General features: G+C 46.3%; 27 protein-coding genes and 1 pseudogene. 11 read left to right on the top strand and 17 right to left on the bottom strand.

The window, feature by feature from the left end; genetic code table 11:
* Position 1: 1 nt before the first annotated feature.
* From MO387_RS01370 to rpsB, 6 genes are all read right to left on the bottom strand, one after another.
* Positions 2-859, bottom strand: coding sequence for a phosphatidate cytidylyltransferase (locus MO387_RS01370; RefSeq protein ID WP_063883240.1), 858 nt, complete (start codon positions 857-859; stop codon positions 2-4).
* Between the two features lie 20 nt (positions 860-879).
* Positions 880-1707: an isoprenyl transferase gene (locus MO387_RS01365; RefSeq protein WP_107946957.1), complete on the bottom strand. Its 828-nt coding sequence runs from the start codon at positions 1705-1707 to the stop codon at positions 880-882.
* A gap of 82 nt (positions 1708-1789) precedes the next feature.
* On the bottom strand, positions 1790-2347 hold the full coding sequence (gene frr / locus MO387_RS01360; protein WP_006080982.1) for a ribosome recycling factor: 558 nt from the start codon (positions 2345-2347) through the stop codon (positions 1790-1792).
* 21 nt (positions 2348-2368) lie between these two features.
* The gene (gene pyrH / locus MO387_RS01355; RefSeq protein ID WP_006080981.1) at positions 2369-3106 is read right to left on the bottom strand and encodes a UMP kinase; all 738 of its coding nucleotides are present in this window, start codon (positions 3104-3106) and stop codon (positions 2369-2371) included.
* A 68-nt stretch (positions 3107-3174) separates the two neighbouring features.
* Positions 3175-4026, bottom strand: coding sequence for a translation elongation factor Ts (gene tsf, locus MO387_RS01350; protein WP_107946956.1), 852 nt, complete (start codon positions 4024-4026; stop codon positions 3175-3177).
* Between the two features lie 120 nt (positions 4027-4146).
* A complete protein-coding gene (gene rpsB / locus MO387_RS01345) occupies positions 4147-4875 on the bottom strand; it encodes a 30S ribosomal protein S2 (RefSeq protein ID WP_037458301.1) in 729 nt (242 codons plus the stop codon).
* Positions 4876-5158: 283 nt separating this feature from the next.
* Between rpsB and map the strand changes: the two genes are divergently transcribed.
* Genes map through dapD form a run of 3 tightly spaced genes read left to right on the top strand, consistent with a single transcriptional unit; the run spans position 5159 to position 9454 of the window.
* Positions 5159-5989 carry a type I methionyl aminopeptidase gene (map, locus tag MO387_RS01340; RefSeq protein ID WP_226058787.1) on the top strand — a complete coding sequence of 277 codons (831 nt, stop codon included), beginning with the start codon at positions 5159-5161 and terminating at the stop codon, positions 5987-5989.
* 33 nt (positions 5990-6022) lie between these two features.
* The gene (gene glnD / locus MO387_RS01335) at positions 6023-8608 is read left to right on the top strand and encodes a bifunctional uridylyltransferase/uridylyl-removing protein GlnD (protein ID WP_107946955.1); all 2586 of its coding nucleotides are present in this window, start codon (positions 6023-6025) and stop codon (positions 8606-8608) included.
* Between the two features lie 21 nt (positions 8609-8629).
* Complete coding sequence (dapD, locus tag MO387_RS01330) at positions 8630-9454, top strand: 2,3,4,5-tetrahydropyridine-2,6-dicarboxylate N-succinyltransferase (RefSeq protein ID WP_006080976.1); 825 nt, start codon at positions 8630-8632, stop codon at positions 9452-9454.
* A gap of 127 nt (positions 9455-9581) precedes the next feature.
* On the opposite strand, the gene MO387_RS01325 is transcribed toward dapD, so the two are convergent.
* The 4 genes from MO387_RS01325 to MO387_RS01310 all read right to left on the bottom strand — a co-directional run bounded on the left by MO387_RS01325 (position 9582) and on the right by MO387_RS01310 (position 14640).
* Positions 9582-11513 carry an HD domain-containing phosphohydrolase gene (locus MO387_RS01325; RefSeq protein ID WP_107946954.1) on the bottom strand — a complete coding sequence of 644 codons (1932 nt, stop codon included), beginning with the start codon at positions 11511-11513 and terminating at the stop codon, positions 9582-9584.
* Positions 11514-11704: 191 nt separating this feature from the next.
* Complete coding sequence (gene purU, locus MO387_RS01320) at positions 11705-12571, bottom strand: formyltetrahydrofolate deformylase (RefSeq protein WP_012088721.1); 867 nt, start codon at positions 12569-12571, stop codon at positions 11705-11707.
* A gap of 165 nt (positions 12572-12736) precedes the next feature.
* Positions 12737-14224 carry a PTS transporter subunit EIIC gene (locus tag MO387_RS01315; RefSeq protein ID WP_107946953.1) on the bottom strand — a complete coding sequence of 496 codons (1488 nt, stop codon included), beginning with the start codon at positions 14222-14224 and terminating at the stop codon, positions 12737-12739.
* Positions 14176-14640 carry a flavodoxin gene (locus MO387_RS01310; protein ID WP_011846344.1) on the bottom strand — a complete coding sequence of 155 codons (465 nt, stop codon included), beginning with the start codon at positions 14638-14640 and terminating at the stop codon, positions 14176-14178. The genes MO387_RS01315 and MO387_RS01310 overlap by 49 nt, the downstream gene beginning before the upstream one ends.
* Before the next feature lie 121 nt (positions 14641-14761).
* Between MO387_RS01310 and MO387_RS01305 the strand changes: the two genes are divergently transcribed.
* On the top strand, positions 14762-14956 hold the full coding sequence (locus MO387_RS01305; RefSeq protein ID WP_006080971.1) for a hypothetical protein: 195 nt from the start codon (positions 14762-14764) through the stop codon (positions 14954-14956).
* 226 nt (positions 14957-15182) lie between these two features.
* On the opposite strand, the gene truC is transcribed toward MO387_RS01305, so the two are convergent.
* Both truC and MO387_RS01295 read right to left on the bottom strand, forming a co-directional pair.
* The gene (gene truC, locus MO387_RS01300) at positions 15183-16046 is read right to left on the bottom strand and encodes a tRNA pseudouridine(65) synthase TruC (RefSeq protein ID WP_107946952.1); all 864 of its coding nucleotides are present in this window, start codon (positions 16044-16046) and stop codon (positions 15183-15185) included.
* Complete coding sequence (locus MO387_RS01295; RefSeq protein ID WP_107950168.1) at positions 16033-16353, bottom strand: YqcC family protein; 321 nt, start codon at positions 16351-16353, stop codon at positions 16033-16035. The genes truC and MO387_RS01295 overlap by 14 nt, the downstream gene beginning before the upstream one ends.
* A gap of 163 nt (positions 16354-16516) precedes the next feature.
* Between MO387_RS01295 and MO387_RS01290 the strand changes: the two genes are divergently transcribed.
* Positions 16517-17530, top strand: coding sequence for a DUF3549 family protein (locus tag MO387_RS01290; RefSeq protein ID WP_107946951.1), 1014 nt, complete (start codon positions 16517-16519; stop codon positions 17528-17530).
* The gene (locus MO387_RS01285) at positions 17527-17913 is read left to right on the top strand and encodes a DUF3301 domain-containing protein (RefSeq protein WP_105249728.1); all 387 of its coding nucleotides are present in this window, start codon (positions 17527-17529) and stop codon (positions 17911-17913) included. Before MO387_RS01290 ends, MO387_RS01285 begins: the two co-directional genes overlap by 4 nt.
* Positions 17914-19643: 1730 nt before the next feature.
* Here the strand turns inward: MO387_RS01285 and MO387_RS01280 are convergent.
* Both MO387_RS01280 and MO387_RS01275 read right to left on the bottom strand, forming a co-directional pair.
* Positions 19644-19949, bottom strand: coding sequence for a DUF962 domain-containing protein (locus MO387_RS01280; protein WP_063883247.1), 306 nt, complete (start codon positions 19947-19949; stop codon positions 19644-19646).
* Positions 19933-20580 carry a GNAT family N-acetyltransferase gene (locus MO387_RS01275; RefSeq protein ID WP_006085234.1) on the bottom strand — a complete coding sequence of 216 codons (648 nt, stop codon included), beginning with the start codon at positions 20578-20580 and terminating at the stop codon, positions 19933-19935. The genes MO387_RS01280 and MO387_RS01275 overlap by 17 nt, the downstream gene beginning before the upstream one ends.
* 149 nt (positions 20581-20729) lie before the next feature.
* Between MO387_RS01275 and MO387_RS01270 the strand changes: the two genes are divergently transcribed.
* Positions 20730-20963 carry a DUF2789 domain-containing protein gene (locus tag MO387_RS01270; RefSeq protein ID WP_012588139.1) on the top strand — a complete coding sequence of 78 codons (234 nt, stop codon included), beginning with the start codon at positions 20730-20732 and terminating at the stop codon, positions 20961-20963.
* Between the two features lie 11 nt (positions 20964-20974).
* Here MO387_RS01270 and MO387_RS01265 read toward each other — a convergent pair whose 3' ends face one another.
* Entirely contained in the window at positions 20975-21382 is a 408-nt protein-coding gene (locus MO387_RS01265; protein ID WP_107946950.1) for a DUF3192 domain-containing protein, read from the bottom strand.
* A 164-nt stretch (positions 21383-21546) separates the two neighbouring features.
* On the opposite strand from MO387_RS01265, the gene MO387_RS01260 reads away from it, so the two are divergent.
* Complete coding sequence (locus MO387_RS01260) at positions 21547-21930, top strand: hypothetical protein (protein WP_012588140.1); 384 nt, start codon at positions 21547-21549, stop codon at positions 21928-21930.
* The gene (locus MO387_RS01255) at positions 21930-22703 is read left to right on the top strand and encodes a Zn-ribbon-containing protein (RefSeq protein ID WP_107946949.1); all 774 of its coding nucleotides are present in this window, start codon (positions 21930-21932) and stop codon (positions 22701-22703) included. The genes MO387_RS01260 and MO387_RS01255 overlap by 1 nt, the downstream gene beginning before the upstream one ends.
* A gap of 155 nt (positions 22704-22858) precedes the next feature.
* On the opposite strand, the gene syd is transcribed toward MO387_RS01255, so the two are convergent.
* Positions 22859-23509, bottom strand: coding sequence for a SecY-interacting protein (gene syd / locus MO387_RS01250; protein WP_012588141.1), 651 nt, complete (start codon positions 23507-23509; stop codon positions 22859-22861).
* 59 nt (positions 23510-23568) lie between these two features.
* Between syd and queF the strand changes: the two genes are divergently transcribed.
* The gene (queF, locus tag MO387_RS01245; protein ID WP_006080957.1) at positions 23569-24426 is read left to right on the top strand and encodes an NADPH-dependent 7-cyano-7-deazaguanine reductase QueF; all 858 of its coding nucleotides are present in this window, start codon (positions 23569-23571) and stop codon (positions 24424-24426) included.
* 170 nt (positions 24427-24596) lie between these two features.
* A pseudogene (locus MO387_RS01240) lies at positions 24597-25439 on the top strand (alkyl sulfatase dimerization domain-containing protein); the annotation flags it as partial.
* Positions 25440-25579: 140 nt separating this feature from the next.
* Here the strand turns inward: MO387_RS01240 and MO387_RS01235 are convergent.
* Complete coding sequence (locus MO387_RS01235) at positions 25580-26131, bottom strand: hypothetical protein (RefSeq protein WP_107946948.1); 552 nt, start codon at positions 26129-26131, stop codon at positions 25580-25582.
* Positions 26132-26369: the final 238 nt, after the last annotated feature.

Genomic DNA, 26369 nt, shown 5'->3' with positions numbered 1-26369 from the left:
GTTACATCCAGAATGCAATGTAGATCAGGGTAAACACCGGCAAGGCTGCAGTCAGGCTGTCGATGCGGTCGAGCACGCCGCCGTGACCGGGCAAAATAGTGCCAGAATCTTTGATACAGGCCGCACGCTTAAACATACTTTCAGATAAATCACCCAGTGCTGACACTAAGGCAACAAATAAGGTCACGGCCACAACTAAGCCCAGTTCTTGCTCAGGCGAATAATACATCACCGCACCAACCACTATCATAGTGGTCACTAAACCACCGAGTAAGCCTTCAAGCGTTTTAGCTGGACTTACCGCTGGCATCAGTTTGGTTTTACCTATCGCCTTGCCAACGAAGTAAGCGCCTGAATCCGCAGCCCACACAATCAACATCACCAATAACACCAACACAGGGCCGTAATAAGGCGAAGCTTGAGAGCTAATGGATTTGAGCGCGATCAGGGCGACAAAACAAGGTATTAAGGTTAGCTGCCCAAACATGGACTTAAACATAGGATTCTTTTGCCAGAACTTAGCGCTTTTAGGATAAGTCACCACTAATAATAGTGAGGCAAACCACCAAAGTGCGCCAATGTAGAGAATGGCTAAATAGATAGGGTGTAACTGATGGCTTAACCAAACCGCATCGATTGGCACAATCAGATTAATTGCCACCAACAAGATACCGACCGTACAAGTGAAGCTCCACTGGGTGACGTCACACTGATTATCGATAATTCTTCCCCATTCCTTTGCAGCAATGAGAAAGACGCCGACCAAGGCCCAAGCGAAGTAGTTGGCAGGGAGTAAAAAGATCGCCCCCAAAACTAATGGAACTAACCAAATTGCTGTTATTATTCGTTGTTTTAGCAAAAAAAATCCCTCATGAGGTTTTACAATGCACGCATCTCATCAATCTGACTTCCAGTCAAACCAAAGCGGCGCTGGCGACTTGCAAAAATGGCAATCGCTTCATGAAAAGCCTGTTCATCGAAATCAGGCCAAAGGGTGTCGGTAAACACCAATTCTGCATAGGCAGCCTGCCACAGCACAAAATTGCTGATGCGACAGTCACCGCCCGTGCGGATCATTAAATCAACTTCACTCTGATTTTGCATGCACAAATGTGCACTCAAGGCTTCTTCGGTGAACTGACTGCTGGTCATTTCGCCAGTTTCGACCTTTTCAGCTAATTTTTGGGCTGCTTGAAGTATGTCCCAACGGCCACCATAGTTAGCGGCAACATTCAGAACCAAGCCAGTATTGCCTGATGTCTTCTCTTGCGCAGCTGCAATTTGCTTCTGTAAGCGCGCCGAAAAACGGCTAATATCACCAATAATCTTCAGCTTAACCTGATTCTTATGCAGCAATTTAATTTCGCGCTGTAATACGGTAAAAAACAATTCCATCAGCAAGCGGACTTCTTTATCGGGTCTACGCCAATTCTCGCTAGAAAATGCAAACAACGTTAGCGATTCAATGCCCAATTGGCTTGCCGTGCTTACGGCTCTTCTAACGGCCTTAACACCAGCCTTATGTCCCAACACTCGAGGTTTACCTTGGGTTTGTGCCCAGCGCCCATTGCCATCCATGATAATGGCAACATGCTTAGGTAACGACTGTTTCACGAGTTCGGGTAATTGTCCCGGCAAGGTCGTTTGAGTGTGTAAATCACTCTCACTCGTCCTAGGGTGCGGATCAAGTTCCACTGTGGATGACATCTAATACAGCCCTTTAAAATAGACAAACGCCGTGTAGTATACCCCTACACGGCGCATCAACTCTAGCTTATCGAACTTGAGATTAGACTTCCATCAACTCAATTTCTTTGGCCGCTAAAATCTCATCAATCTTTTTAATGTGAGCATCGGTGAACTTTTGTACTTCTTCTTCGCTGCGACGAACATCATCTTCAGTACAAGCTTTGGCTTTCTCAAGTTTTTTCACTTCAGAAATGGCATCACGACGTACGTTACGGATGGCGATACGACCGTTTTCAGCTTCGTTACGCACAACTTTAATGAAGTCTTTACGACGTTCCTCAGTCAGCGCGGGTAATGGAATACGTAATGTCGCGCCTGCTGACATAGGGTTCAGACCTAAATCTGAGCTCATAATGGCCTTTTCAACGGCTTGGATAGCACTACGATCGAATACAGTCACAGACAGAGTGCGAGAGTCTTCAACACCCACGTTAGCCACTTGGTTCAGTGGTGTCATAGTTCCGTAGTAAGACACTTGAATTGAATCAAGCAGGCTTGGGTGGGCACGACCTGTACGCACTTTTGCCATTTGGTTTTTAGTTGCGTCTACACATTTACCCATGCGTTCTTGCGCATCTTTCTTAATGTTCTCAATCACGTTAAATGTCCTTCTTGGTCATTAAATAACTTTTTTCGCTCTGATCAGCGTGCCTTCTTCTTCACCCATGATAACGCGGCGTAGAGCGCCAGGCTTGTTCATGTTGAAGACTAAAATAGGCATGTCGTGATCACGCGCCATAGTAAAGGCTGCTAAGTCCATTACTTTTAATTCTTTTTCCAGAATTTCCGCATAAGTCACTTCATCATACTTAACGGCGTCTGGGTTCTTCATTGGATCTTCGGAGTATACACCGTCGACTTTAGTGCCTTTCAACACAACTTCAGCTTCGATTTCAATGCCGCGTAAACAGGCCGCAGAATCGGTCGTGCAGAAAGGATTACCTGTACCGGCAGCAAAAATAACCACTCGGCCAGATTTTAGCAAGCTGATCGCTTCAGCCCAATTGTAATCGTCACACACACCCTTTAACGGGATAGCTGACATCAGACGGGCATTAACATAGGCACGGTGCAAGGCGTCGCGCATTGCCAAGCCGTTCATAACCGTTGCCAGCATACCCATGTGATCGCCCACCACACGGTTCATGCCTGCTTTTGCTAGGCCTTCACCGCGAAACAGATTACCACCACCAATAACCACACCCACCTGAATACCCAGCTCAACCAGCTCTTTCACTTCCTGAGCCATGCGATCTAATACTTTGGGGTCGATGCCGAAGCCTTCGTCACCCATCAGTGCTTCGCCACTTAATTTAAGAAGAATGCGTCTAAATGCGGGTTTTGGATTGGTGCTCATAATTTTTATCCTGGTCATAACAAGACCGCAGCTATTGCCGCGGTCTTGGGGGTATTTAGCGTTGGCGATTAAGCCTTTTTAGAAGCAGCGATTTGAGCAGCAACTTCAGCTGCGAAATCTTCTTCTTTCTTCTCAATACCTTCACCCACTTCTAAACGAATGAAGTTAGTGACTTTAGCGCCTTTCTCTTTCAGAATTTCGCCAACAGTTTTCTTTGGTTCCATGATGTAAGCTTGACCAGTCAGAGAAATCTCACCGGTGAACTTCTTCATACGACCAAGAACCATCTTCTCAGCGATCTCTGCCGATTTGCCTTCGTTCATTGACATTTCGATTTGCAGAGCTTGTTCTCTTGCAACGATTTCTGCAGGAACATCTTCTGGGTTCACGTATTCAGGCTTAGAAGCAGCAACGTGCATTGCGATGTGCTTTAAGGTTTCTTCGTCAGCTTCACCGGCTACAACAACACCAATGCGCTCACCGTGACGGTATGAAGATAGGTTTGCACCATCGATGTACTCAACACGACGAATGTTGATGTTCTCACCGATTTTAGTTACCAGAGCAACACGTGCATCTTCGAACTGTGCTTTTAAATCTTCAAGTGTCACTTTAGATGCTGCAGCAACATCTAACACTGCGTTTGCGAAGCCTAAGAAGTTTGAATCTTTAGCAACGAAGTCAGTTTGACAGTTAACTTCTAACAGCGCAGCGAAACCTTCGCCATTCTTGATTAAAATAGTACCGTCAGCAGCGATGTTACCCGCTTTTTTAGCCGCTTTAGCAGCGCCAGACTTACGCATGTTGTCAATCGCTAACTCCATGTCACCGTTAGCTTCTGTCAGAGCGTTTTTACAATCCATCATGCCTGCGCCAGTACGGTCGCGCAGTTCTTTAACTTGGGCAGCAGTAATTGCCATTGTTAAATCCTCTATAAAAAATCGACTAATTTGCAGATATAAAACAGGGGCCGAATGGCCCCTGTTAACCAATCAAAAATCTTGGTTAATAAGGGTGATGAAACTCATCCCGCCTTATTATTATTCGGCTTCTACGAAACCGTCTTGCTCAGCTTGAACAGCCAAATCTTGACCACGGCCAGCTTTAGCAGCAGCAGCAACAGAAGTAGTGTACAGGCGGATAGCACGCATAGCGTCGTCGTTACCAGGAACGATGTAGTTAACACCATCTGGCGCAGAGTTAGTATCAACAACTGCAACAACAGGGATACCCAGGTTGTTAGCTTCTTTAATAGCGATATGCTCATGGTCAGCACCGATGACGAATAATACGTCTGGCAGGCCGCCCATGTTTTTAATACCACCTAAAGATTTTTCCAGCTTTTCAAGCTCACGAGTACGCATCAGCGCTTCTTTCTTGGTCAGCTTGTCGAAAGTACCATCTACTGATTGGCTTTCCAGTTCTTTCAGACGTTTGATTGACTGACGAACGGTTTTCCAGTTAGTCAGCATACCGCCTAACCAGCGGTGATCAACATAGTACTGGTCACAAGACAGAGCAGCTTCTTTGATCGCTTCGCCAGCAGCACGTTTAGTACCAACGAATAATACTTTACCTTTCTTTGAAGCTACGTTGCTGATGAAAGCCAGCGCTTCATTGAACATTGGCACAGTATGCTCAAGGTTGATGATGTGAACACCGTTGCGAGCACCGAAAATGAATGGCTTCATTTTTGGGTTCCAGTAACGGGTTTGGTGACCGAAGTGGACACCGGCCTGAAGCATATCGCGCATTGAAACTGTAGTCATTTCTATTACCTTAAAATTTAGGGGGTTAGACCTCCACGTATCCCATGTCTTCGACCCCGCAATTGATAACTGAGGGCACCCCGAAGAATGTGTCGACACGTGTGTGATTTAGTATTTAGACAAATAGCCATGTATAATGGCCGCCATCTTTAGTCTTGCAAGTATCTAAGCAGAGTAAAAGCTGGCTTGGACAATTCATCAAGACTTAAACATAACGGCGCGCTTTATACCATAAATAGCCCTAAAGCACAAATTTTTGCATTAGGTTGCGTGACCAACAGACATTAAAGACACAAGAGAAAACGCAATGAGTATAGTCATCAAGACAGCTGAAGAAATTGAAAAAATGCGTGCTGCGGGCAAACTTGCCGCACAAGTATTAGAAATGATCGCTCCGCACGTTAAGCCGGGCGTGACCACCAATGAACTCAATGACCTCTGCGCCAAATATACCGAAGAGCAAGGTGCGATTTCGGCGCCGCTTAACTATCATGGTTTTCCTAAGTCCATTTGTACTTCTGTAAACCATGTCATTTGCCACGGTATTCCGAACGACAACCCACCATTGAAAGAAGGCGATATCCTCAATATCGACATCACAGTGATTAAAGACGGCTATCACGGCGATACCTCAATGATGTTTTTAATCGGTGAAGTGAGCGCGAAGGACAAACGTCTGTGCCGCATCGCGCAAGAAAGCCTGTATTTGGCTATTCGTAAGGTGCGTCCGGGCCTAAAACTGGGTGAAATTGGCAATACTATCGAAAAATTCATCAAAGCAAGCAAAACAGGCCTTGAGAAATATTCCATCGTGCAAGATTATTGTGGCCACGGTATTGGCTCGGGTTTCCATGAGGAACCGCAAGTTATGCATTACCGCAACGGCGATAACACAGTATTACGCCCAGGCATGTGTTTCACTATTGAACCTATGATCAATGCTGGTCGCCACACGACCATACTCGATCGCGATGATAAGTGGACGGTGACCACCTCCGATGGTAAAAATTCTGCCCAGTGGGAACATACCCTACTTGTGACTGAAAAAGGGGTTGAAGTACTGACCCTGCGTGAGGATGAAGATTTCCCACGCATCATCAATCACGAGCGATAGGCCAAACCAACAAAAATAAAAACAAGGGACTCGATGAATATAGCTCTGCTCGCTAAACAATCATTAATCGAACAGAATCAGACTCTTTTAGCCAGTTTCAAGGCTAAAACCCCGATTGAAGAGCTAGTCACGCAGCGCTGTCAATTTGTCGATGCCCTTGTAAAGCAAGCTTGGGAACAGCACGGTCTAAGGGAATTTGATATTTCCCTGATTGCCGTAGGCGGCTATGGCCGTGGGGAGCTGCATCCTCACTCAGATGTCGACTTGCTGTTCCTGTTTAATGATATCTTGTCACCCGCCGCCGAAGCGGCACTCAGTCAGTTTATTGCCTTTCTGTGGGATGCTAATCTCGAAATCGGCCACAGTGTCCGTACGTTAAACGACACTATTACTCTCGGCCGTGAAGACATCACTATAGCGACTAACCTGTTAGAGGCACGACTGCTCGAAGGGCCCGAGTTTTTATTCGATCAACTTTACGATGCCATTCGTCAAAGTGACTTTTGGACCTCAAGCGATTTTTTTATCGCAAAACGGGATGAGCAAAATGCCCGCCATGCCAGAGCCAGTGCCTTCGATTTAGAACCCAATATCAAGAGTTGCCCCGGTGGCCTTAGGGATATTCAAACCATTGCTTGGGTAGCGATGCGGCACTTCGGCGCCGCTCGCCTCGAAGAATTAGTCCAATACGACTTTTTAGAGCAAGGTGAATTAGAAGAATTGCTCGAATGTCAGCACTTTTTATGGAAGCTGCGCTTTGCCCTGCACATGGTGGTGGGGCGCGATGAAAATCGCTTACTGTTTGATGTGCAGCGCCAAGTTGCTGAACTTATGGGGTATGAAGACGCCACCCAGCTTGCTGTTGAGCAGATGATGAAACGCTACTATCGCACGGTACGCCGAGTGATGGAGCTGAACGAAATGTTGCTGCAGCTATTTAAACGGGCAACGCTGGGGCACACAAAAGCCTTAGAAATTCAATCGATAGACAAACACTACCAGCGCCGCGGCACCTTTATCGAAGCGCTCAGTGATGATCTGTTCGATAGCGGCGAAGAAATTGTGCGGCTATTTTTGTTGGTCGCTAAAAACTCCAACATCAAAGGCATTTACGCGCCAACACTGCGTTCACTGCGCCGTGCAAGACGCGCCCAGCCGCAAGCCTTGCAAGAAAACCCGCTTTGCCGCCAAGCCTTTATGGAAATTTTGCGCCATCCTCGCGGCATTGTTGCCTTGTCTTTAATGCACAAACACGGCGTGTTATCGGCCTATTTACCGGCATGGCGAAATATTGAAGGTCAGATGCAGTTTGACCTGTTCCATGCCTACACAGTCGATGAACATACCCACAGATTGCTGCTCAATATTGAGCGTTTTTCTCAAGCCGAACAAAAAGAAGAATTTCCCTTAGGCTCGATTCTCATCAACCAACTGCCGAAAAAGGGCTTACTGGTATTAGGCGCGATCTTCCACGATATCGCCAAAGGCCGCGGTGGCGATCACAGTAAACTTGGCGGCGCCGACGCCCTCGCCTTTTGTAAGCTACACGGGTTAAACGATCACGATGGTCGTCTAGTCGCTTGGCTGGTTGAGAATCATCTGGTGATGTCTGTCACCGCCCAGCGCCGAGATATTTCCGATCCCGATGTGGTGGCCGATTTTGCCAATAAAGTCCGCGATGCCGTGCATTTAAGCTATCTGTACTGCTTAACCGTTGCTGATATCTGCGCCACCAACGAAAAAACCTGGAACAACTGGAAAGGCTCACTGCTTCGCGACTTGTACTTTTCGACCCAAAGGGTGCTCGCCCGCGGTAAAGAAAAACCCGTCGACATTCGTGCCAGGGTTCGTGAATACCAAGCCAAGGCGAAAAAAGAACTGCTGCGCCGTGGACTGAAAGAGAAAGATCTCGATACCCTGTGGCAACGTTTTAAGGCAGATTACTTTTTACGCCACCAGCCCAATCAAGTCGCGTGGCACGCCGAAGCGATTTTAAAGCATAAACAACAGGATGAGCCATTAGTCTTAGTGTCCAAACACACGACTCGTGGTGGCACTGAGCTTTTTGTCTATTGCCAAGACAGACCTAAATTGTTCGCAACTGTGATGGCGGTACTCGACAATAAAAATATCAACGTCCATGATGCCAACATCATGACCTCAAAAGATAATTATGCCCTCGATACCTTTGTGATCTTAGAGCAAGATGGCGCGCCCGTTAGCCAGCTGTCACGTATTCAAAGTATCCGTAAGGCGCTCGAAAAAGCCCTGTCGAGCGACAGCCCAAAACTGCCACGCTTTAGAAAACTGTCGCGCAAGATGAAACCTTTTAATGTTCCGACACAAGTGAGTTTCCTCGAAAGTAGTCGTCATGGTACAAGTATGATGGAGCTTATCGCCTTAGATTCGCCAGGATTACTGGCAAAAGTCGGCGATATCTTTTACCGTTGTAACACGACGTTACTCGCGGCCAAGATCACCACCATTGGTGAGCGAGCCGAAGACTTTTTTATGCTGCAAACCAACGATGGCCTGCAGCTTAACGAAACCCAAGAGAATACCCTCAGGGACGCTTTAATCAGTGCCTTGAGTGCAAAGAATATCGAATCAGTTAATTAACGAGACCAGTGGGAGAAGTAAATGGAGGCTTTACGCCAACGTATTGAGGCGGCTTTTGAAGCTCGCGCCGACATCACGCCAAGCACAGTTGACGCCAGCGTGCGTGACGATGTGCAAAATGTCATCAATATGCTCGACAAAGGTGAAGTCCGTGTCGCCGAGAAAATCGACGGACAATGGCATGTACACCAATGGCTGAAAAAGGCGGTATTACTGTCCTTCCGTATTTTCGATAACGTGGTTATCGATGGCGCCGAAACCAAATACTTCGACAAAGTGCCGTTAAAATTTGCCGAATATGATGAAGCTCGCTTTAAAGCGGAAGCCATTCGCGTGGTGCCTTCGGCTACAGTGCGTAAAGGCTCATTCATCGGTAAAAATACCGTCTTGATGCCATCCTATGTGAACTTAGGCGCCTATGTTGATGAAGGCACTATGGTTGACACTTGGGCGACCGTTGGCTCATGTGCACAAATCGGTAAAAACGTGCATTTATCTGGCGGCGTGGGTATTGGTGGCGTACTTGAGCCATTACAAGCGGGCCCAACCATCATCGAAGATAACTGCTTTATCGGTGCACGTTCTGAGATTGTTGAAGGCGTTGTGGTTGAAGAAGGCTCAGTGATTTCTATGGGCGTGTATATCGGCCAAAGCACTCGAATTTATGATCGCGAAACTGGTGAAGTGCATTATGGTCGTGTACCAGCAGGTTCCGTTGTCGTTTCTGGCAACCTGCCCTCTGCCTGTGGCAAGTACAGCCTCTATGCCGCCATTATCGTTAAGAAAGTGGATGCAAAAACCCGCGGTAAAGTGGGTATCAACGAATTACTGCGTATTGTTGATTAACAGTATTCGTTCGATAACATGAGTTCCATAAAAGATGCCCGAGGGCATCTTTTTCATTGTCGGTAAAATTTAGCCTATAGTTGCGCTGTCATTATCAGGCTTACAAATAAAATGTTTAATAAGGCACTTAAATCAAATGCTCAACTTCACGAAATGCATTTCTCGTCATGGCAATGGCCCGCCAGCCGATAATCCCCAATGGCTGCTGTGCTTTGTTTATCACCACAAGATATTCTGAATCCAAAAGATTCAACTGCAATAAGGCATCTTCCGATGTCGCCACCTCACTGATGGTAGGCACCGAATGCTGCATGATCTGATGGGCTTTTTTATGTAAAGATGCCCTATCCTGCTCACGCTCAGCCGCTGTGCCAAGTAATGGGCTAAACCAATGCTCCAGCAATTGATGAGTGATCACGCCAATTATCTTATGTTGCTCATCTAATACCACAGCCACCTTAGCGCGAGCAGCAGTAAGCAAACGCTTAACGTCGGCTAATTCATGGTCGAGGGAAATCGTGACGAGAGGTTCAAGGGGCGCGGCACCAATATGATCGCTAATACTCAACTCACGATTAATCAAAATCGCTAAACAGGTTTCGACTATCTCAGGATCAAACAGAGTCCCTTTACCCGCACGCAGCACTTCGGTCATTTTCTCCAGCCCTAAGGATGGACGATAGGGCCTGTGGGATAATATTGAATCGGCAACATCGGCGACGGCAATAATTTTCGCCTCATATAAAATAGCCTTATCCTTTAAACCCGCAGGATAGCCCGAGCCATCTAGCCGCTCATGATGCTGTAAAATCATCTCTTTGATGGGCCATGGAAACTCCACATCCTCAATAATTTCAGCGCCATGGAGTGGATGGGTCTGTATTAATGCGTATTCTTCTTTCGAAAGCTTCGAAGGCTTGGTCAAGATCTGCGATGGAATGGCCAACTTGCCGATATCATGGACTAAGGCACCAATTTTAAGCCCTTCTAGGCGCTGGGGATCTAAGCCTAATTTCTCACCAATCAAATAACTTAATTGCGCCACCGACTTTTGATGCCCTGCGGTATAGGCATCTTTTAGTTCCAATGCCTCAGAAATGGCACTAATAAGCTGGGTTAACGACTGAGATAACTGCTCTTTTTGCGATTTAATGATTTTGGACTGGCGAGAGACTGCCCGTAATGTGCGTGGCAGTTCGATAGTGTGCCATAGGATGCTGGCGAAGGTGAGTAATGATCTTGCATCATTGCGACTATAGGGCTCGTTACGATCGACCACGCACACTATCCCGACCAAGCGGCTGCGAAACAAAATCGGCACCGCCAAATAACGCCCTGCAAGTAACAGTTTATCTAAGGGCAAATCCCCTAAGCGTCTTTGGGAGTCGGTTTGATTTTGGATGATCGGCTTATAATCTCGTACGCATTCGAGCCATACGCGGCTTTCAAGTTCAGACACTTGGGTATTATCTTCGATGAAATCGGCTTGATTCACCTCGGCGGGAGGATAGTCTGAACGTGCCGCGAGCGTGAGTGTTTTTGACTTTTCGTTATGCAGCAGAATAAACCCATATCGACTGCCCGTAAGCGACATCGCCTTGGAGACGGCGACTTTAAATACTTCTTCTTGGGAGGATTTAATCACATCTTCAATGTGTTGCAGCCAAGCATCGCTGGCTTGAATCGCTCGACGATAATCCGAGTGCAACTCCTTCATCTGCGGATCTTCAAAATTGATGTCGGATAGAATCAAATACCATCCCATTTCAGGCAAAGAATGCAGCGCGAGATGCACACGTATACCTCGATGGTCTTGTAATTGAAAACCTATCTCTTGCCCACGTCGCCTCACGATATCGGCGCACAACTCGGTATTAAAGGCACTAAACAGTTGGCTAATGGGTTGATTAATGATTTGCGCCGCCGAGCGTTTACAACGGCTGTAAAAGGCTTGGCTCATCCGTAGCACGCGAAATTGCTCATCAAGCTGTGCCCAAGACAAATTCAAACTATCGGGCAAGTCTTTCATTCCAACGATAAGGCTTTGACTAGTTGACATCCAGCACTCCAGTCTTTGATTAGAGCATGGGCGACACGCTTTAGCGTGATATTCGCCCGAATGTGAGCACTATAAAATCTCCAATAAACATAATGATAGCTGATCCCATGACATACGCTGATTAAAATAGGCTGAGCTGAATGTCATGTTATCGCTACGCTTGTCATTACCTTAGCGCGACTGCCTACGCTTTAGAAGACGATCGTTTTATTGCCGTACACGACCACTTGCTCGTTAAGCACTAACTGCAGCGCTTTGCTCAGCACACTCTTTTCAACATCGCGCCCTGCACGCGCCATTTCTAAGGCGCTATAACTGTGATCGACGGGAATCACGTCTTGCTTGATAATCGGCCCCTCATCGAGGCAATTATTCACAAAATGCGCCGTCGCACCGATAATTTTCACCCCGCGCTCCCAAGCCTGACGATAAGGTGCTGCGCCAATAAAAGCAGGTAAGAAAGAATGGTGAATGTTGATGATGCGATTAGGATATTGCGCCACAAAATCAGGCGTTAATACCCGCATGTACTTAGCCAAGACTAAATAATCGGGTTCGTATTGAGATACCGCAGCCAACAGTGCTTGCTCGTGTTGAATTCGGTCTAAGCCTTCGTGACTCACCAGATGAAAGGGAATGTTAAACTTTTCGGCCAGTTCGCGCAGCGCGTCATGGTTGCCTACCACAGCGGCAATCTCGACACTTAAACCACCGTAATAGGCTTTCATCAACAGATCGCCTAAACAGTGCGCTTCTTTCGTCACTAACACCACAATGCGTTTCTTGCCAGCGCTGACCAAGGTCATGTGATTCTTAGCAGGCAGCACGTCGCGCAGATCCTGCAATAACTGTTCGCTGTTAAAAATGCCCTCTAACTCAGTTCGCATAAAGAAACGCCCTTGGGCATTATCCACAAACTCACTGTTTTTAATGATGTTCAGTTTATGGGTAAAACAAACACTGGTGATTTTGGCGATAAGGCCTTGGGCATCGGCGCAATCCGTCAGTAAGATTTTACGTTCTATGGATGGCGAAGTATTACCGCGAGTTTCGGTCATTTGTTGCAAAGTTGGATCTCCTATATTGTCCCTACATCGAGTTTGCCATAGCAAATCGTGCTGAACAGCATGAAAATCCTATAATGCGAAAATAAAAATGACATTTCAGAGGCTTGAATCAATAAAATGTAAAAATTAAGCAGTTAATTTTGTAAAAATACAATCCTAGCGGCGAGTATCTAAGTAACGCTGCAATACTTTACGCAGGGTTTCGGCCTTAGTGCCATAAACCACCTGCACACCTTTGCCCATAACGATCACGCCCTTAGCACCCAACTGACTCAAACGCACCTTATTGACTAACTCAGGCTTATGTACGCTCAAGCGTAACCGAGTTAAACAGGCATTGAGTTCAACGATATTGTCACGCCCACCAAGCGCCGCAATAATCGCCCGTAAACTTTCTTTAGGTCCTTTACTGTCACTGTCGTTAAGCTCAAGCCTGCCGGGCGTTTTCAAATTAAAAGCTAAAATACTCAACCTAAACAAAAGGTAATATATTATGGCGGTCAAAGGCCCGAGGAAAATAAACCAGCTGGCATTTCGGGACAATGGAAATAATAACGTAAAGTCCACCAGCCCTTGGGAGAACACTATGCTGTGGTGAATATCGAGCATGATACAGACAAAATAAGCGAGCCCAGTGAGTAAGGCGTGAATGATAAATAGGATTGGCGCCACAAACATAAAGGCAAATTCAATAGGTTCAGTCACCCCTGTTAACCAACTAGCCGCCCCCGCCGAGAGCATAATGCCCGCCACGCGATTGCGCTCAGAAGGATCGGCGCAGCGCCACATTGCCAGCGCCGCCGCAGGTAATCCCCACATTTTAATCAGATAACCACCGGCAAGGTTTCCCGCCTGCGGATCGCCCGCTAAATAACGCGCCACCTCACCACGGACGACTTCATGCCCTAATAACTGATATTGACCCACTTCTAAGTAAAAAGGCGCATTCCAAATATGGTGCAACCCAAGGGGAATAAGTAACCGCTCTAATGCGCCATACACGCCAAAGGCAATGGCTGGTTTTTGATAAACCGCCCAGTCAGATACTCGCTCAATCAATAGCGCTAAGGGTGGCCACACATGGGCGAGTACATAACCTAAGCCCATCGCTAAGGGAATGATCAGCAAAGATGCACTGCGGCGTCCCTCAAAGAAGGAGAAAATCGCAGGCAAACGTATATATTGACTCCAGCGCACCGCAAGACAAGTAATACCGCCGAGCATCATGCCACCCGCAATCCCCGTATCTAAGGTATCCATCCCCAATAAAGGCTGGGTTGGGAGTCGATATAAATCGGCCAGTGCGGCTAATGTCGCCGTCATCACCCCATAACCAAACACCGCCGTAAAGGCGGCAATGCCTTGATCGCGGCAAAAGCCAATAGCGACCGCCACGGCAAATAACATCGGCATGATGGCGAAAATGAGCTTGCCCACCGCCAACATCAACACTGTCAGCTCTTCGGGCATAAAAGGAATAGGACTAACGGTGAGGCCGAGCATGACCCCAGCGGCAGGTAAAATGGCAATAGGAATAAGCAGCGCTTGGCTTAAGCGCTGGGCAAATTTAAACCACTGCTGAGTAACGAAACTGCCTAAGCGACGAGCTCGGTTTTGACGACTTGATTCCAGCGTTCTAGCCATTTTATCGCTTCAACCTCAGGTTCCATGGTTTCACAGGCATCGATTTCTAATAATTCTACAAGTGGTTTAGCGCCAAGTTCACTCAAGAGCACATCTACAGCCCTACCGGCGCCGCAGAAAGTTTCATAACTTGAATCACCCAGTGCGATCACACTGTAGTTAAGCGCGGGCAAATAGGGCGCAAGATTTTTAAGATTATGATACCAAGGCTGAATATCTTCGGGTAAGTCCCCTTGGCCCGTCGTAGAAGTCACCACCACTAACAATTCATCCTGCGGAGGAATAAAGCTGGCGACGTCATTTGGTTGCCACAATGTGACATCATAACCTAAAACTTGCATTTCTTTCTCTAGGGTTTCGGCGGCAAATTGTGCACTACCATAGACAGTGCCAAACACCAGATTCACCTTTTTCATGATACACTCCACATTGCGTTGCAAACCTTATTAGGCTGACCTTACTTTATTGTTCAGCGGATGGGCAAGCTAAGGCGCAAAATTTTTATAAATCAAGTCATTGAGCATGAGGAAATATCTGATGCGACAGTCCACCCGCCAAAAACACCTCAAGCAACACCACAAAACAACCCATATTCGACGTAAAAATTACTTCCACTCCGCCCAGCAAAATCTCACATCGCCACTCGCACCTACCTCTGGATTCTCAACCTTAGCCGTCATGATGCAAGAATTGCGTCCACAAACCGCACAAACACCGCAACGCCTCGACTAATTACCGCCAGACTCATTTTGATTGGACAGTTTTAATTGAACCGTTTTAATTGAACCGTTTTAATTGAACAGTGTTGATTCGACTGTTATGGGTTCGATAGTTTTGATTCGACTGCTTTCGTGTCAATAACCAAGCCAAGCGAATGACTTTTGATGCCACTCACTTGGCTGACGGCCAATTATGTCCAGATTGTCTCAGTTGAGATTGTCTGAGTTAAGGTCATGAGTTACGCATTTCCAGCTGGTATTTCATCCGTGGCGATTAACAACTCAGCCTGTTGACTCAAGGTCGCCTCGTCCCAACCTAGCTCGGCAAACACGGTTTCCCACTCAGGCTCGAGCTCGGTTTCTATGCTGAGCCGAACTTGAGTGACAGGATGGGTGAAGCTGAGCTTTTTCGCGATAAGCCACAGGCGATTAATGCCAAAATGCTCGCGGAAAAACGCATTTTGCTTACCGTCACCATGGGTGGTATCACCGACAATAGGGTGACGTAAATGCGCCATGTGTCTTCTGAGCTGATGTTTACGCCCCGTTTTAGGGCTTAAGCGTACCAGTGCAAATCGGCTAGCGGGATATCGGCCTGACGGATACGGAATTTCAGTATTGAGTAACGGCTCATACGCCGTCACAGCCTCTTGCGCCGCTTTGTTGGGATCGGCATTCTTATCGCCCAATTCATCCAACTCAACCTTAAGCGCATAGTCTAAAATACCGCTCTCGTGCATATTACCGCGCACTAAAGCCAAATATTGCTTTTCAATCGTATGGGAAGCAAATTGCTCACACAGTGCATTGGCGACTTCACTGCTCTTGGCAAACAAAAGCACGCCAGATGTCGGCCTGTCGAGACGATGTACAGGAAATACATGACAGCCCACTAAGTCGCGGGTTAGCTGCATGGCAAAAAAACGCTCCCGACGCGCTAAATAACTGCGGTGGACCAATAAGCCAGCAGGTTTATGAATTGCCACTAAGTGCGCATCTTCATAAAGAATTTCAATCTCAGGCGCCTGCTCTTCTGAATCATCCTCTTGGGTTGCATTCAGTGTATTTTCAGGCGTTTCAAGCCAGATATCATCTTGATTCATTTAACAACATATCCAATTCATTCAATACGCCAATCAGAGCTTGGCGCGGGGGCATATCCTGCCAAACATGTTCAGCCATAGGGGCTATCGCAATTTGCGTCGGCAATGGCGCACCCGTTTCGATTAAAGTCTGCATTCTAGGCAGCAAAATAAACTGCAGCCACTGCTCAAGGGGCATAAGATCACAGGCAAAAGGTGCTGTGCTTGCCATTGCTGCGGCAGAAGGCGCTTGCTCAGACCACAACTCGGCCGCTTGCAGCGCGTGAGTAATCTGAGCCAATTTAGCTTGGGTTTGACTGTATAACATAGCTTTCAGATCCATTCTCATATTAGCCCTGTGTGATTCGAAAACTTCCCACAATTCACTGGCCGAATAGGTCGATTAAAGTGCCGCAATCATACCATCCAGACGCACTTCCCCCTATAATGGCGCCAATTTATTGAGCCTCTTTGATTGATATGGCAGCCAAATGACTGAAATTACAACTTTAAGCCAGTTTTTAACCACAGCCAAAACCCAGTTCCAAGTGTATGATCTTGGCCGTAGGGTGCAACATATTGATATGCTCGCGTTTCACCAAATCGAATCTCTGTCAGCCCCTTATCCTTATCCCATTCAAGGGCATGCACAATTTGCTATTGTCTTTTGGGATGCTAGCCAGCAGCACTTTATTTGGTTTCTAAAACTGGCGTTAGATGAGCAAGGATTACTGTCGCCCGCGCCTCGCTCACAATTTATCGAAATGATATTAGCGGCACTAGGGCAAGATCCCACTCAGCCGCTCAGTGATGAGCAGCAAGAACGACTCGCAAATAACCCCTTTAATTTCAAGCCAAGCCAGGAAAAACTGGCCGTATTTAACGCACTCGTTCGTAAACAACTTGGCCAACGCGCTTCATCACAATACGAGTTTGCCGTGCAATATCTGTCAGGCCAAGTTGCCCCATCACAATGGCAACATATTGGGATGCAAGGCATAGCCGATGTGTGTGTACGCGCAAAAGAATTTGATCATGAGCAGCACTTGGTATCGAGTTTTAATACAGCCGCCATTGAAGTGCAAATCGCCCTATGCCAATGTCTTGAACACTTACTGATTAGCGACACTCTCGCCGATAAGATTCTCGCGAAACTTCAAGACGCAGCGCCAGAACACCAAGCCTATTTCCTTCGCGCTTTGGCTTCTAGCGCCAAACACAGCCAAAAAGCGTTTGCGCATCTACACGGCCAATCCTCTTTAGATACCAATGCCCTCATCAGCATTGCCGGACGTAACTGGTCGGTATTAAAACAAGATTCAAGTCGCAGTCTTTACTTAGAAGCCCTCGCACTGCAGCCCCAAGCCTTTTTTAATCAGGTCTTTGCTGATATTGTGGCAATTCCTAGTTTGCGCAATCAACTACTAGGCGAATTAAGAAATCCCAATCGAAGTGTTCAACTATCACAAGCCATAGGTGGTTTGTTTAAGGCAGCTAGCAAATGATGTCAGATTTACTGTTAATTATTGGCCTCGTCGTGATTGCCGCATTCTTTTGGCAACTACGCCAAATGGCAGAGTTGAGCCGTATTTTTGCCGAAAAAGAATGTTGGCGACAAAAAGTGCAACTGTTAGCCATTGCTATGGAAACTGCCCGCCCTAGCATTGGCGGCACGACGGGGATCTGCTGGAAGGCGAAATATTTATTTGAATTCAGCACCGACGGCATTAACCAATACCGTGGCCATATTTGGATGCAAGGCAAGAAAATTCAAAAGATTGAATGGCCTATCTTCCCAGAGCCCGAATGGCATGAAGCGCCGACGTCACAGGGTAAGTTTGGCGGGTGTGGTACGCAAAGTGGTTGTAACTCAGGCAAATGCCATTAAGCTTTTATCGACAATGTTGGCTCAAATAAAATGTGAGCCAGAATTGAGAATAATCAGTCATTCTCTGGTGCTACAAAATAACTCACTGTAAAAGTTAAAAAAGAAAGGGCGCGGCCCTAAAGCCACGCCCTCCTATTCTCTGTTAAGCTATCCCGCTATTTTTGTGCTCCCTGCACCATCCATGCGTCAATCTGCGTCCTGCTTCATCCCTGCTCAATCCTTGAGGTCCTTGTACTCATGTACTTCCCTATCTCTTGGTCATCCAGTCCCAAGCTTGCTCTTTCCTGAGCGGTTCCATCATCATCCATGAAACGGGTATTGCATCCATTCAATTGCACTCCCTGTGCCATTGCAATCCTATGCAATGAGTCTATCAATCCTTGATAGTCTCCCTTCCTTGGTATTGGCTCTCTTTCATCCTGAAAGGCCTATATCCCTATCTTTCCTTAAGTCACATTCCTTAGTCACTGTTCGATCATCCTGATCGCCAACATCCTGTTGCCCGCAATTCCTTCTACAAGATGAATTCTACGCCAACCAACGAAAGTACTCATTGTGGATTATTTAAAATGTTAACAAAAATGGTGAGCTCAACTGATAACAAACAGGTTAACCTACTGATATGAATATAAATAATAACAACCCCCAAGACATAACCATCCTTTGAACCTACAAATTACTTACATACTTGTAGGAGATCTCTTACACGGAAGATGGCAATTCGAATCAAAAGTAAGCAAAACGCTAGATGTCTCCCCTGAGGACTTATGCATAAACCGCTATCGCTCAAAATTCGACAAGCATTCGGCGCATGACCAGAACACAGACAACACAGAGAGTAAATCATTGGGCAATAAGAGAAGTAGGACTGGTGAACATGCTTTACGGTGAGAAGTCTTTAAGCAGAGTTAAGATAAAGTCTGTGTGAATAGCGTTATAGCTTGGCAAAGCCAGATTAATGCTGAAAATGAACCAAAGAAAAGGGCGCAACTAAAGTGCGCCCCATTTATCCTTTGTAAGCCGTCCTGCTCGATTTGTGCTCCCTGCACCATCCATGCGTCTGCTTGCGTCCTGCGTCGTCCCTGTAATCCCTTTTCGTCCCTGTGTATCAAACTTACGTGAGATAACACTCAGTCCCTTGACCTGTAAATCCTTTTTACAGAGCCTGTCACTTCCTATGACGTATTCCTATTGCATCCTGCAAAATTTATTTTCCATAGATTAGTACAAGCTGTTCACCCTTATACTTTATCCTTATCTCGACACATCCTGTTTCGAGTTCATGCTTAATCCTTAAGCGTGTCCTGTATTCTTCCTGAAATTCATCATCCTGACGATACAACTCACTGTCCCTAATCATCCTTGAAAAGCAATCCTGCTTTTCCTTAGCCTATCCGAGGCGAATGACAGTTTTCCTACCGTCAGCGATTTCAACCTTGAAATCTTAATTCGTTGCTTCTTGCGTCCCTTTGGCCTGTTTCGCTTTCCTTGCTATCCATTTGCTTTGGCCATGAGTGAATTCTACGTTAACCGCAACTTTTTTGTTCGGCTCAAAGAACGGACTACAAAATAAATTACAGTTGAACAGAAGGTAAATAATTATAAGTTAATGATTATAATTAAAATTAAACGCAACAGAACAAAAAACAATCAAAAATAAAACATTATGTCCTACAGCGTTTGTAAGCGATCTCTCACACGGGCATGGGCATCTCACTCGGACGGCTTTTTTAACGCTTAAAAAAGCCGCTGATCATCTGAGCAAACATCACCCAATCAGCCATTAAACTGTAAAAGGGATACTGAAATGTCGCGGGTCGATTCTTCTCAAATACTAAGTGTCCCACCCACGCAAAACCGTAGCCAACGACCGGAATAAACCAACATAGCCACCAAGCTTGTGAAACCAAGGCAATGCCAATCAGCAGCAGGACTAAGCAACTGCCAACAAAGTGTAATTGCCGGCAAGTCGGGTGCTGGTGTTGGGATAAATAGAAAGGATAGAAATCGGCGAACCGTTTATAAGAGTGAGTCATCTTGTTGAACCGAATAGAATAATAACTGACCATGGACACTGCCGATATTGAGCTCGCCTAAAGAGACAAAGTCATGCTGGGTAAATAACTGCAGATGGCTCTCTTGAGCGACAAACACACCAATGCCATCCAAATCCGGCTGCTCATCACACCAACTCACTACCGCTTGCACTAACTTATGTCCGAGTCCTTTGTGCTGCTCGTTCGGTGCAAGGGCGATAAACTGCAAAATACCGCAGTGCTTACTGGGTAAGAGTTCGACAATACTGGACTCTTTTTTCATCAACGCTTGGGTCGATTGCCAGCCAGTACCTAACAACATCTTTAAGCGCCAATGCCAGTAACGCCCTTCTCCCAAAGGCACTTCTTGCGTTACCACACAGGCTAAACCAACCAGTCTTTCATGGTCGAACAAACCTATGAGTGCTTGTTTTTGTTGCCATAACGTATTGAGTTCTTCGCGGATCGCGGCGCGCAGTTTTTGCTCGTAAGCGGCTTTATCTGAGGTAAAAAGTGAATCGACAAAAAAAGGGTCATCATGGTAAGCGTTATAGAGGATAGAGGCGGCAATGCGTAAGTCTTCCGCGGTCAAATAGACTGCACGGCAGTCTTCCAAGGTTTCATTGTCCATTATTAGTATTCCTTGACTTAGCTCACACTTTTTATGAGTAACAATTAATTTACCAAGGAAACGGAAAAGTGCAAATTTTAATCATAGATTGCATTTTTCAATCAGGCGCTTACTCTAAACGAAGGCACTATACTGAAAAGGAAACAATGATGGATACAACTCCAGTAGACCTAAGCCACTTATTCGAGCAACTCGGTTTAGACAGTAGCGATGAGGCCATAGCGCAATTTATTGCAACCCATGATATCGACCATCACATCCATCTAAGCCAAGCGCCCTTTTGGACCCCAGCTCAAAAGAGCTTTATCATCGAAGGCCTAGAAGCTGATGCCCTCTGGACTGAGCCCATTGAGCAACTCGATACTCAGCTACGTAAGCTATAAAACTCGCAGGGTTAAATTTTACTGTAAGCCGTTTCACCCCAACCCACTAAGGCATTGTTGCTCAGCACGATAGGTGTGCATTCGTCCTTAGTGGTTTTTCCATCGCCATTATTGCGCTGGGTACGATAAAACAACACTAAGACTTCTTTATTAGATTCACCTTGTTGAGCACTTTGTTGAATGTAGGCTTCACTAAAATCAGCGGTGCCCATTAAGATCATCAATTGGTCTTTGGGCATCCCTAAACTCAGTTTTGTTAAGTTCGTGCGGTTTTTATCCTGCACTTTCTCCCATGATGCGCTGCTATCCCAACCCGATTCGCCATCACCGACATTGACCACACAGCCGCTAAGACCTAAGCTTGCAAGCCCTAAAAAAGTGATGGCGATAAGTTTGTTATTCAATTTATGGTTAATCATGTGACATCCTGTGTGATTATTATTGTTGCTTGAAAAAGCGATTTAGGCAGGACAATAGGCAAAATAGATGCCAAATGACAACACACTGTTTTTAAATGAAAAAACTTACACGTTCTTTTGAGATGGGTTTAACTCATTCAACAAATTAAGGAATTTTGCTAATTATGAGTCCACTTGACCAAGTATTAGCGGCTGCACGTTCGCTCGAAGCCTGCGGTAAAGTACCGAGCCTTGCCTTAATAAAAACCCGTTTAGGTAGCAGCCTACCTTTACCGATATTGATCCAAGGCTTACAGCAATTTAAATCTATGCCTAAGGCGGATCGTGAGCGTTTAGCAGAGTTACAAGCCATCAGCCCGACAATCGAAGCCGCTGCAACTAACGATACCTTGACGCTTGCGCTGCTTGCCGAGCGTCTGCAGATACAACAGACGCATTTTGAGCGTCATGCTGAGCAGCAAAAAGCAGAAATCATGCAATTAAAAAATGAACTGCTTGAACTAAAACAACGCATCAACTTATTAGAATCCCAAGGAAAAACCGCTTAATGTTTGTCACTGAACTGCGCTTCGAATGCTTCGCCGACACCACTATCTCTGCCGCCGAAAAAGCCATTAATCAACTCCTCGAAGCCTATCGAGCTAATGGCCAAATCTTAGGGCGAGAATTTGCGGTCGCCTTTAATGACGGTGAGTTTAGAGTGCGTTTACTGATGCCAGAGAAAAGCAGTTTAGCGCATAAATATCACAGCCCTTGGGTTAAAAAAGCCTTAGCAGAGTTAACCGACGCTAAGCTACTCGCGCCGCGGGAAAAGTTTATCGGTCAGGACATTAATTCTGAGGTCAGCAATACCGACACACCGAGCTGGCAACTGCTGTATACCAGCTTTGTACACATGTGCTCGCCCCTGCGCAGCGGCGATAATCTATTGCCCATTCCTTTATATCGACTCCCAGCAACCTTTAATGGCGATCACAAACGCATTATCCGTTGGCAGACCGAATGGCAAGCGTGTGACGAGTTACAAATGGCGGCGGCCACCAAAGCAGAATTTGCCGCACTTGAGGAATTATCAAGTCCAGACAGTGATTTATTTCGCAGAGGTTGGGATTTGCGCGGCCGTATCGAATATCTCACTAAAATCCCGACTTATTACTACTTATACCGCGTCGGTGGCCAAGATTTAGCCTCAGAAAAAGCGCGGCCTTGTCCACGCTGTGGTAGTCATGATTGGAAACTCGATGAACCTTTATTGGATATGTTCCACTTTCGCTGCGAGCCTTGCCGCATAGTATCGAATCTGTCTTGGGATCATCAGTAACATCATTTTATCCCGCCAAAGACCTCAACCTAAGAATCAGCCATGCTTAGGTTGAGCGTTCACGCTCAAACTCAGTGTGGTAGAGCGTTCACACTCTGGCTAAACGTGGTTGAAGGCTAAGAGCTCGCCGCAAGATAGCGTCAAGCTCCCGCCAACTAGCGTTTACCGAAGAGGTTTTGCCACATACGTTTAAAGCTGGCAAAAATCCCCGGATGTTCTAATGCGGGCATAGGCAGTTCTTCATGTTTAACGGGCGGTGCTATCCGTGGTGATAACGCCCCAATAAATTCCGCTAAACTTGGCGACAGTTGCTGGGTGGGGATCTCACCGGGAAGCTCTATCCACACGCTGCCATCACTGTTGTTGATGGTGAGCATTTTATCGCCCTCATCTAACAAACCGATAAACCACGTCGGTGGCTGCTTGAGTTTTTTCTTCATCATCAGATGACCGATCAGGTTTTGTTGCAGGCAGGTAAAATCATCCTCATTCCACACTTGCAGTAACTCACCCGTGCCCCATTCTGAGTCGAACAATAAAGGCGCAGAAAAATACTGACCGTAAAAATGATTGATTTCTGGCCATAAAGTCAACTCAAGCGCATGCTCAACATTGGCAAAACTGCCTTCGACTTCGCGTTTAACCGGCTGCCAAGAAACGGCTTGATCAAGATCAGCATGAAATTCGCCTTGAATACACACAGAAGCCTCACCCTGTGGGTAATAACGCGGTAGTTCACCTAAACTCGTTAGGTAAGCTTGATGGTAGTTTTGCAAAAATTTATCGAGTGCAGGCAGACAAGACACTTAAGCACAATCCAATTTCAGGTATAATGTGCGCCTATTTTGACATGGAAACAGTATTGATGACACAGAATCACGATCCCTATAGTGATGCGCAAGCGCTTGTTGGCCTGACTTTAGGTAAAGCCACAGACTATCAAGCCGAGTATGATGCGTCGCTGCTGCAAGGGGTTCCACGCTCACTAAACCGTAATGCTATTGCACTCACTGGGACGTTACCGTTTCATGGTGCCGATATCTGGACGGGTTATGAGCTGTCTTGGTTAAATGCTAAAGGTAAGCCTATGGTGGCCATAGCTGAATTTCATTTAAGCTATGAAAGCCTGAACCTGATTGAGTCGAAATCGTTCAAACTGTATCTCAATAGCTTTAATCAAACCAAGTTCGATAGCATAGATTCACTGCAAAAGACCTTAGTAGCAGACTTAAGTCAATGTGCTCAAGGTGATATTAGCGTTAAAATCATCGAACCAAAAAGCTTTGGCATTCAGCGTATTATCGAGTTACCAGGCACGTGTATTGACGATCTCGATATTGAAGTCAGCGATTATAGTTTTAATCCTGATTACTTGGAAAACAGCACGGACGATAAGCAAACGGTTGCGGAAACGCTTAATTCAAACCTGCTGAAATCCAACTGTTTGATCACTTCGCAACCCGACTGGGGCAGCGTGATGATCCGTTATCAAGGGCCTAAAATCGATCGCGAGAAACTACTGCGCTATTTGATTTCTTTCCGCCAACATAACGAGTTCCACGAGCAATGTGTCGAGCGGATTTTTGTCGATTTGAAGCGTTTCTGTCATTGCACTAAATTGACCGTTTACGCCCGCTACACGCGCCGCGGCGGTTTAGATATCAACCCGTATCGCAGTGACTTCGAGCAACCTGGCGAAAGCCACAGACTCGCAAGACAGTAATTAACGTTCGTTCGAGTATCAGATTACGAACTAAGGTTTATAACTGAGAAAAAACCAAGGTTAAAAACCGAAACTAAGCTCTGAATCGCTCGCCTAGCTGCTAGCAAGATTCAGAGCTTTTTCATTTACAGTGCTCGCACTGGCATCGAGCAATAAGCTTCGCAGCCATTGATGGCTCGGGTATTCAAGATATTGGCGATGCGATTCAAACCACTATCCCTAAGGCGGTGCGCGATACTTGGTATACCAATGGTTACCATGGTACCTACAGCCATAATGCGAAAGCCGTGTACAACATGTATTTAGGCTATTTCGATATGAATCCAGCCAACTTAAACCCGCTACCGACTAAGGATGAAGCGAAGAAATTTGTCGAGTATATGGGCGGTGCTAAAGCTGTGGTTAAACATGCCAAGGCCGACTATGCCCAAGGGGAATACCGTTTCGTGGCGACGGCACTGAATAAAGTAGTCATGGCAGAACCCGATAACGAAAAGGCCAGACAATTACTTGCCGATACCTATGAGCAACTGGGCTACCAAGCGGAAGGTGCAGGCTGGCGCAACATTTATCTTACCGGCGCCCAAGAGTTACGCGTAGGGATCCAACCCGGCGCACCCAAATCGGCATCGGCAGATATTTTAGGTGAAATGGATATCTCGACTCTGTTTGACTTCCTCGCCGTAAAAGTCGATAGCATCAAGGCCGCTGACCTTGGACTCATCAGGCTTAATGTGATTAACCCCGATACCAAAGACACACTCTACGTGGAGCTAAGCAACGGTAACTTAAGCAATATTAAGGTTGAGAAACCAATGGAGGCCGACACCAATCTTTATATTGATAAGCGCTATATTACCGGGATTTTACTCGGCAAAGTAACCCTCAAAGACTTACTTGCCAACGGCACGGCCAAACTCGAGGGCGATAAAGCGGCCTTCAGTAAGATAGCGTCGACCTTAGTAAAATTTGATGAAAACTTTGAAATCGTCCCGCTAGCTAGCGCGAAATAATGACATCAACGCCTTGAAGCTTCAGGGCTTTTTTATGGGAAAACGGACTAGCGCATATTCACCTTGAACGCCTCTAGCACAGGGGGATTGGCATCATCCCAAGCACATTCAGGATGATGTTGTCAGTTCAGAAAGCAGAATTAGTTAGCAGGGGCTGGCGTTGGAGTTGGCGCTAAAGTTTTACACTCAAGTAATAATTGCTGGAAATGCGCACCTAAGTCTTGTTGGGCAAATTGCTCGCTCGCGGTCGCCATTTGCTTCAGGCTTTGTAACGCTTGATCTAAACCTTGTTGCTCGATAAGGCTTTTAGCATAGGCCGCCGCATCCGCGCCCTTTTGTAACAGACTCGCTACCTGATCGAAACTGATGTCCTGCTGCATCACTTTCTGTAAGTCACCCAGTAATTCTGCCACCTTGGCCGACTCCACCAGCGAGCCTTCAACATTCACTAATTTGCCCAGCGGATCTTGGCTAAGTTTTTCAGCCACGCAGGCTGAAACTGTGCCCGCTGCCGCGCTTTGGGCGACAACATCTAAGCCATTGGCACGAATTTGCTCAACCACTTGCTGCAACTGTGGATCTTGGGCCAACCAAGCCTGCTCTAATTGCTGCTTTTCATCGCCACCAAAATAACCACAACCAGATAACAACACCAGCATAGTGGCCGGCAATACGCACTTAATCCGTTTCATTGCTAAACCTCATTTATTTCATTCAAATTCAAAATATTATGGGCGTGACTATATCCAGCAATGTTTAACCGAAGATGAATTATACCAATCACATTAAATATCTAATCAGTTCAGAGCCTTACAGGCATCCCAATCCAAGGCGTATTGACGCAAAAATGGTTATTCCCTTTTAAGTCAATGCAACACCGGAGTGGGATGCCTGTAAGACTCCCGAAGGGCGGGTTTCAACGCGCTTTAT

The organism is Shewanella sp. N2AIL (genome assembly GCF_022690845.1).
GTDB classification, from domain to species: domain Bacteria; phylum Pseudomonadota; class Gammaproteobacteria; order Enterobacterales; family Shewanellaceae; genus Shewanella; species Shewanella baltica.
The sequence above is the reverse complement of the archived record's forward strand: the minus strand, read 5'-3'. Positions and strand labels throughout refer to the sequence as shown.

Excerpts from the sequence above, each read along its gene's own strand:
- pyrH (WP_006080981.1), bottom strand. The coding sequence starts at position 3,106 with ATGAGCACCAATCCAAAACCCGCATTTAGACGCATTCTTCTTAAATTA.
- MO387_RS01255 (WP_107946949.1), top strand. The coding sequence starts at position 21,930 with ATGTTTGTCACTGAACTGCGCTTCGAATGCTTCGCCGACACCACTATC.
- MO387_RS01285 (WP_105249728.1), top strand. The coding sequence starts at position 17,527 with ATGATGTCAGATTTACTGTTAATTATTGGCCTCGTCGTGATTGCCGCA.
- dapD (WP_006080976.1), top strand. The coding sequence starts at position 8,630 with ATGGAGGCTTTACGCCAACGTATTGAGGCGGCTTTTGAAGCTCGCGCC.
- MO387_RS01325 (WP_107946954.1), bottom strand. The coding sequence starts at position 11,513 with ATGTCAACTAGTCAAAGCCTTATCGTTGGAATGAAAGACTTGCCCGAT.
- MO387_RS01315 (WP_107946953.1), bottom strand. The coding sequence starts at position 14,224 with ATGGCTAGAACGCTGGAATCAAGTCGTCAAAACCGAGCTCGTCGCTTA.
- MO387_RS01310 (WP_011846344.1), bottom strand. The coding sequence starts at position 14,640 with ATGAAAAAGGTGAATCTGGTGTTTGGCACTGTCTATGGTAGTGCACAA.
- MO387_RS01260 (WP_012588140.1), top strand. The coding sequence starts at position 21,547 with ATGAGTCCACTTGACCAAGTATTAGCGGCTGCACGTTCGCTCGAAGCC.
- MO387_RS01365 (WP_107946957.1), bottom strand. The coding sequence starts at position 1,707 with ATGTCATCCACAGTGGAACTTGATCCGCACCCTAGGACGAGTGAGAGT.
- MO387_RS01235 (WP_107946948.1), bottom strand. The coding sequence starts at position 26,131 with ATGAAACGGATTAAGTGCGTATTGCCGGCCACTATGCTGGTGTTGTTA.
- MO387_RS01290 (WP_107946951.1), top strand. The coding sequence starts at position 16,517 with ATGACTGAAATTACAACTTTAAGCCAGTTTTTAACCACAGCCAAAACC.
- purU (WP_012088721.1), bottom strand. The coding sequence starts at position 12,571 with ATGACCGAAACTCGCGGTAATACTTCGCCATCCATAGAACGTAAAATC.
- MO387_RS01265 (WP_107946950.1), bottom strand. The coding sequence starts at position 21,382 with ATGATTAACCATAAATTGAATAACAAACTTATCGCCATCACTTTTTTA.
- queF (WP_006080957.1), top strand. The coding sequence starts at position 23,569 with ATGACACAGAATCACGATCCCTATAGTGATGCGCAAGCGCTTGTTGGC.
- MO387_RS01270 (WP_012588139.1), top strand. The coding sequence starts at position 20,730 with ATGGATACAACTCCAGTAGACCTAAGCCACTTATTCGAGCAACTCGGT.
- MO387_RS01280 (WP_063883247.1), bottom strand. The coding sequence starts at position 19,949 with ATGACTCACTCTTATAAACGGTTCGCCGATTTCTATCCTTTCTATTTA.
- glnD (WP_107946955.1), top strand. The coding sequence starts at position 6,023 with ATGAATATAGCTCTGCTCGCTAAACAATCATTAATCGAACAGAATCAG.
- rpsB (WP_037458301.1), bottom strand. The coding sequence starts at position 4,875 with ATGACTACAGTTTCAATGCGCGATATGCTTCAGGCCGGTGTCCACTTC.
- MO387_RS01275 (WP_006085234.1), bottom strand. The coding sequence starts at position 20,580 with ATGGACAATGAAACCTTGGAAGACTGCCGTGCAGTCTATTTGACCGCG.
- tsf (WP_107946956.1), bottom strand. The coding sequence starts at position 4,026 with ATGGCAATTACTGCTGCCCAAGTTAAAGAACTGCGCGACCGTACTGGC.
- truC (WP_107946952.1), bottom strand. The coding sequence starts at position 16,046 with ATGAATCAAGATGATATCTGGCTTGAAACGCCTGAAAATACACTGAAT.
- MO387_RS01295 (WP_107950168.1), bottom strand. The coding sequence starts at position 16,353 with ATGTTATACAGTCAAACCCAAGCTAAATTGGCTCAGATTACTCACGCG.
- MO387_RS01305 (WP_006080971.1), top strand. The coding sequence starts at position 14,762 with ATGCGACAGTCCACCCGCCAAAAACACCTCAAGCAACACCACAAAACA.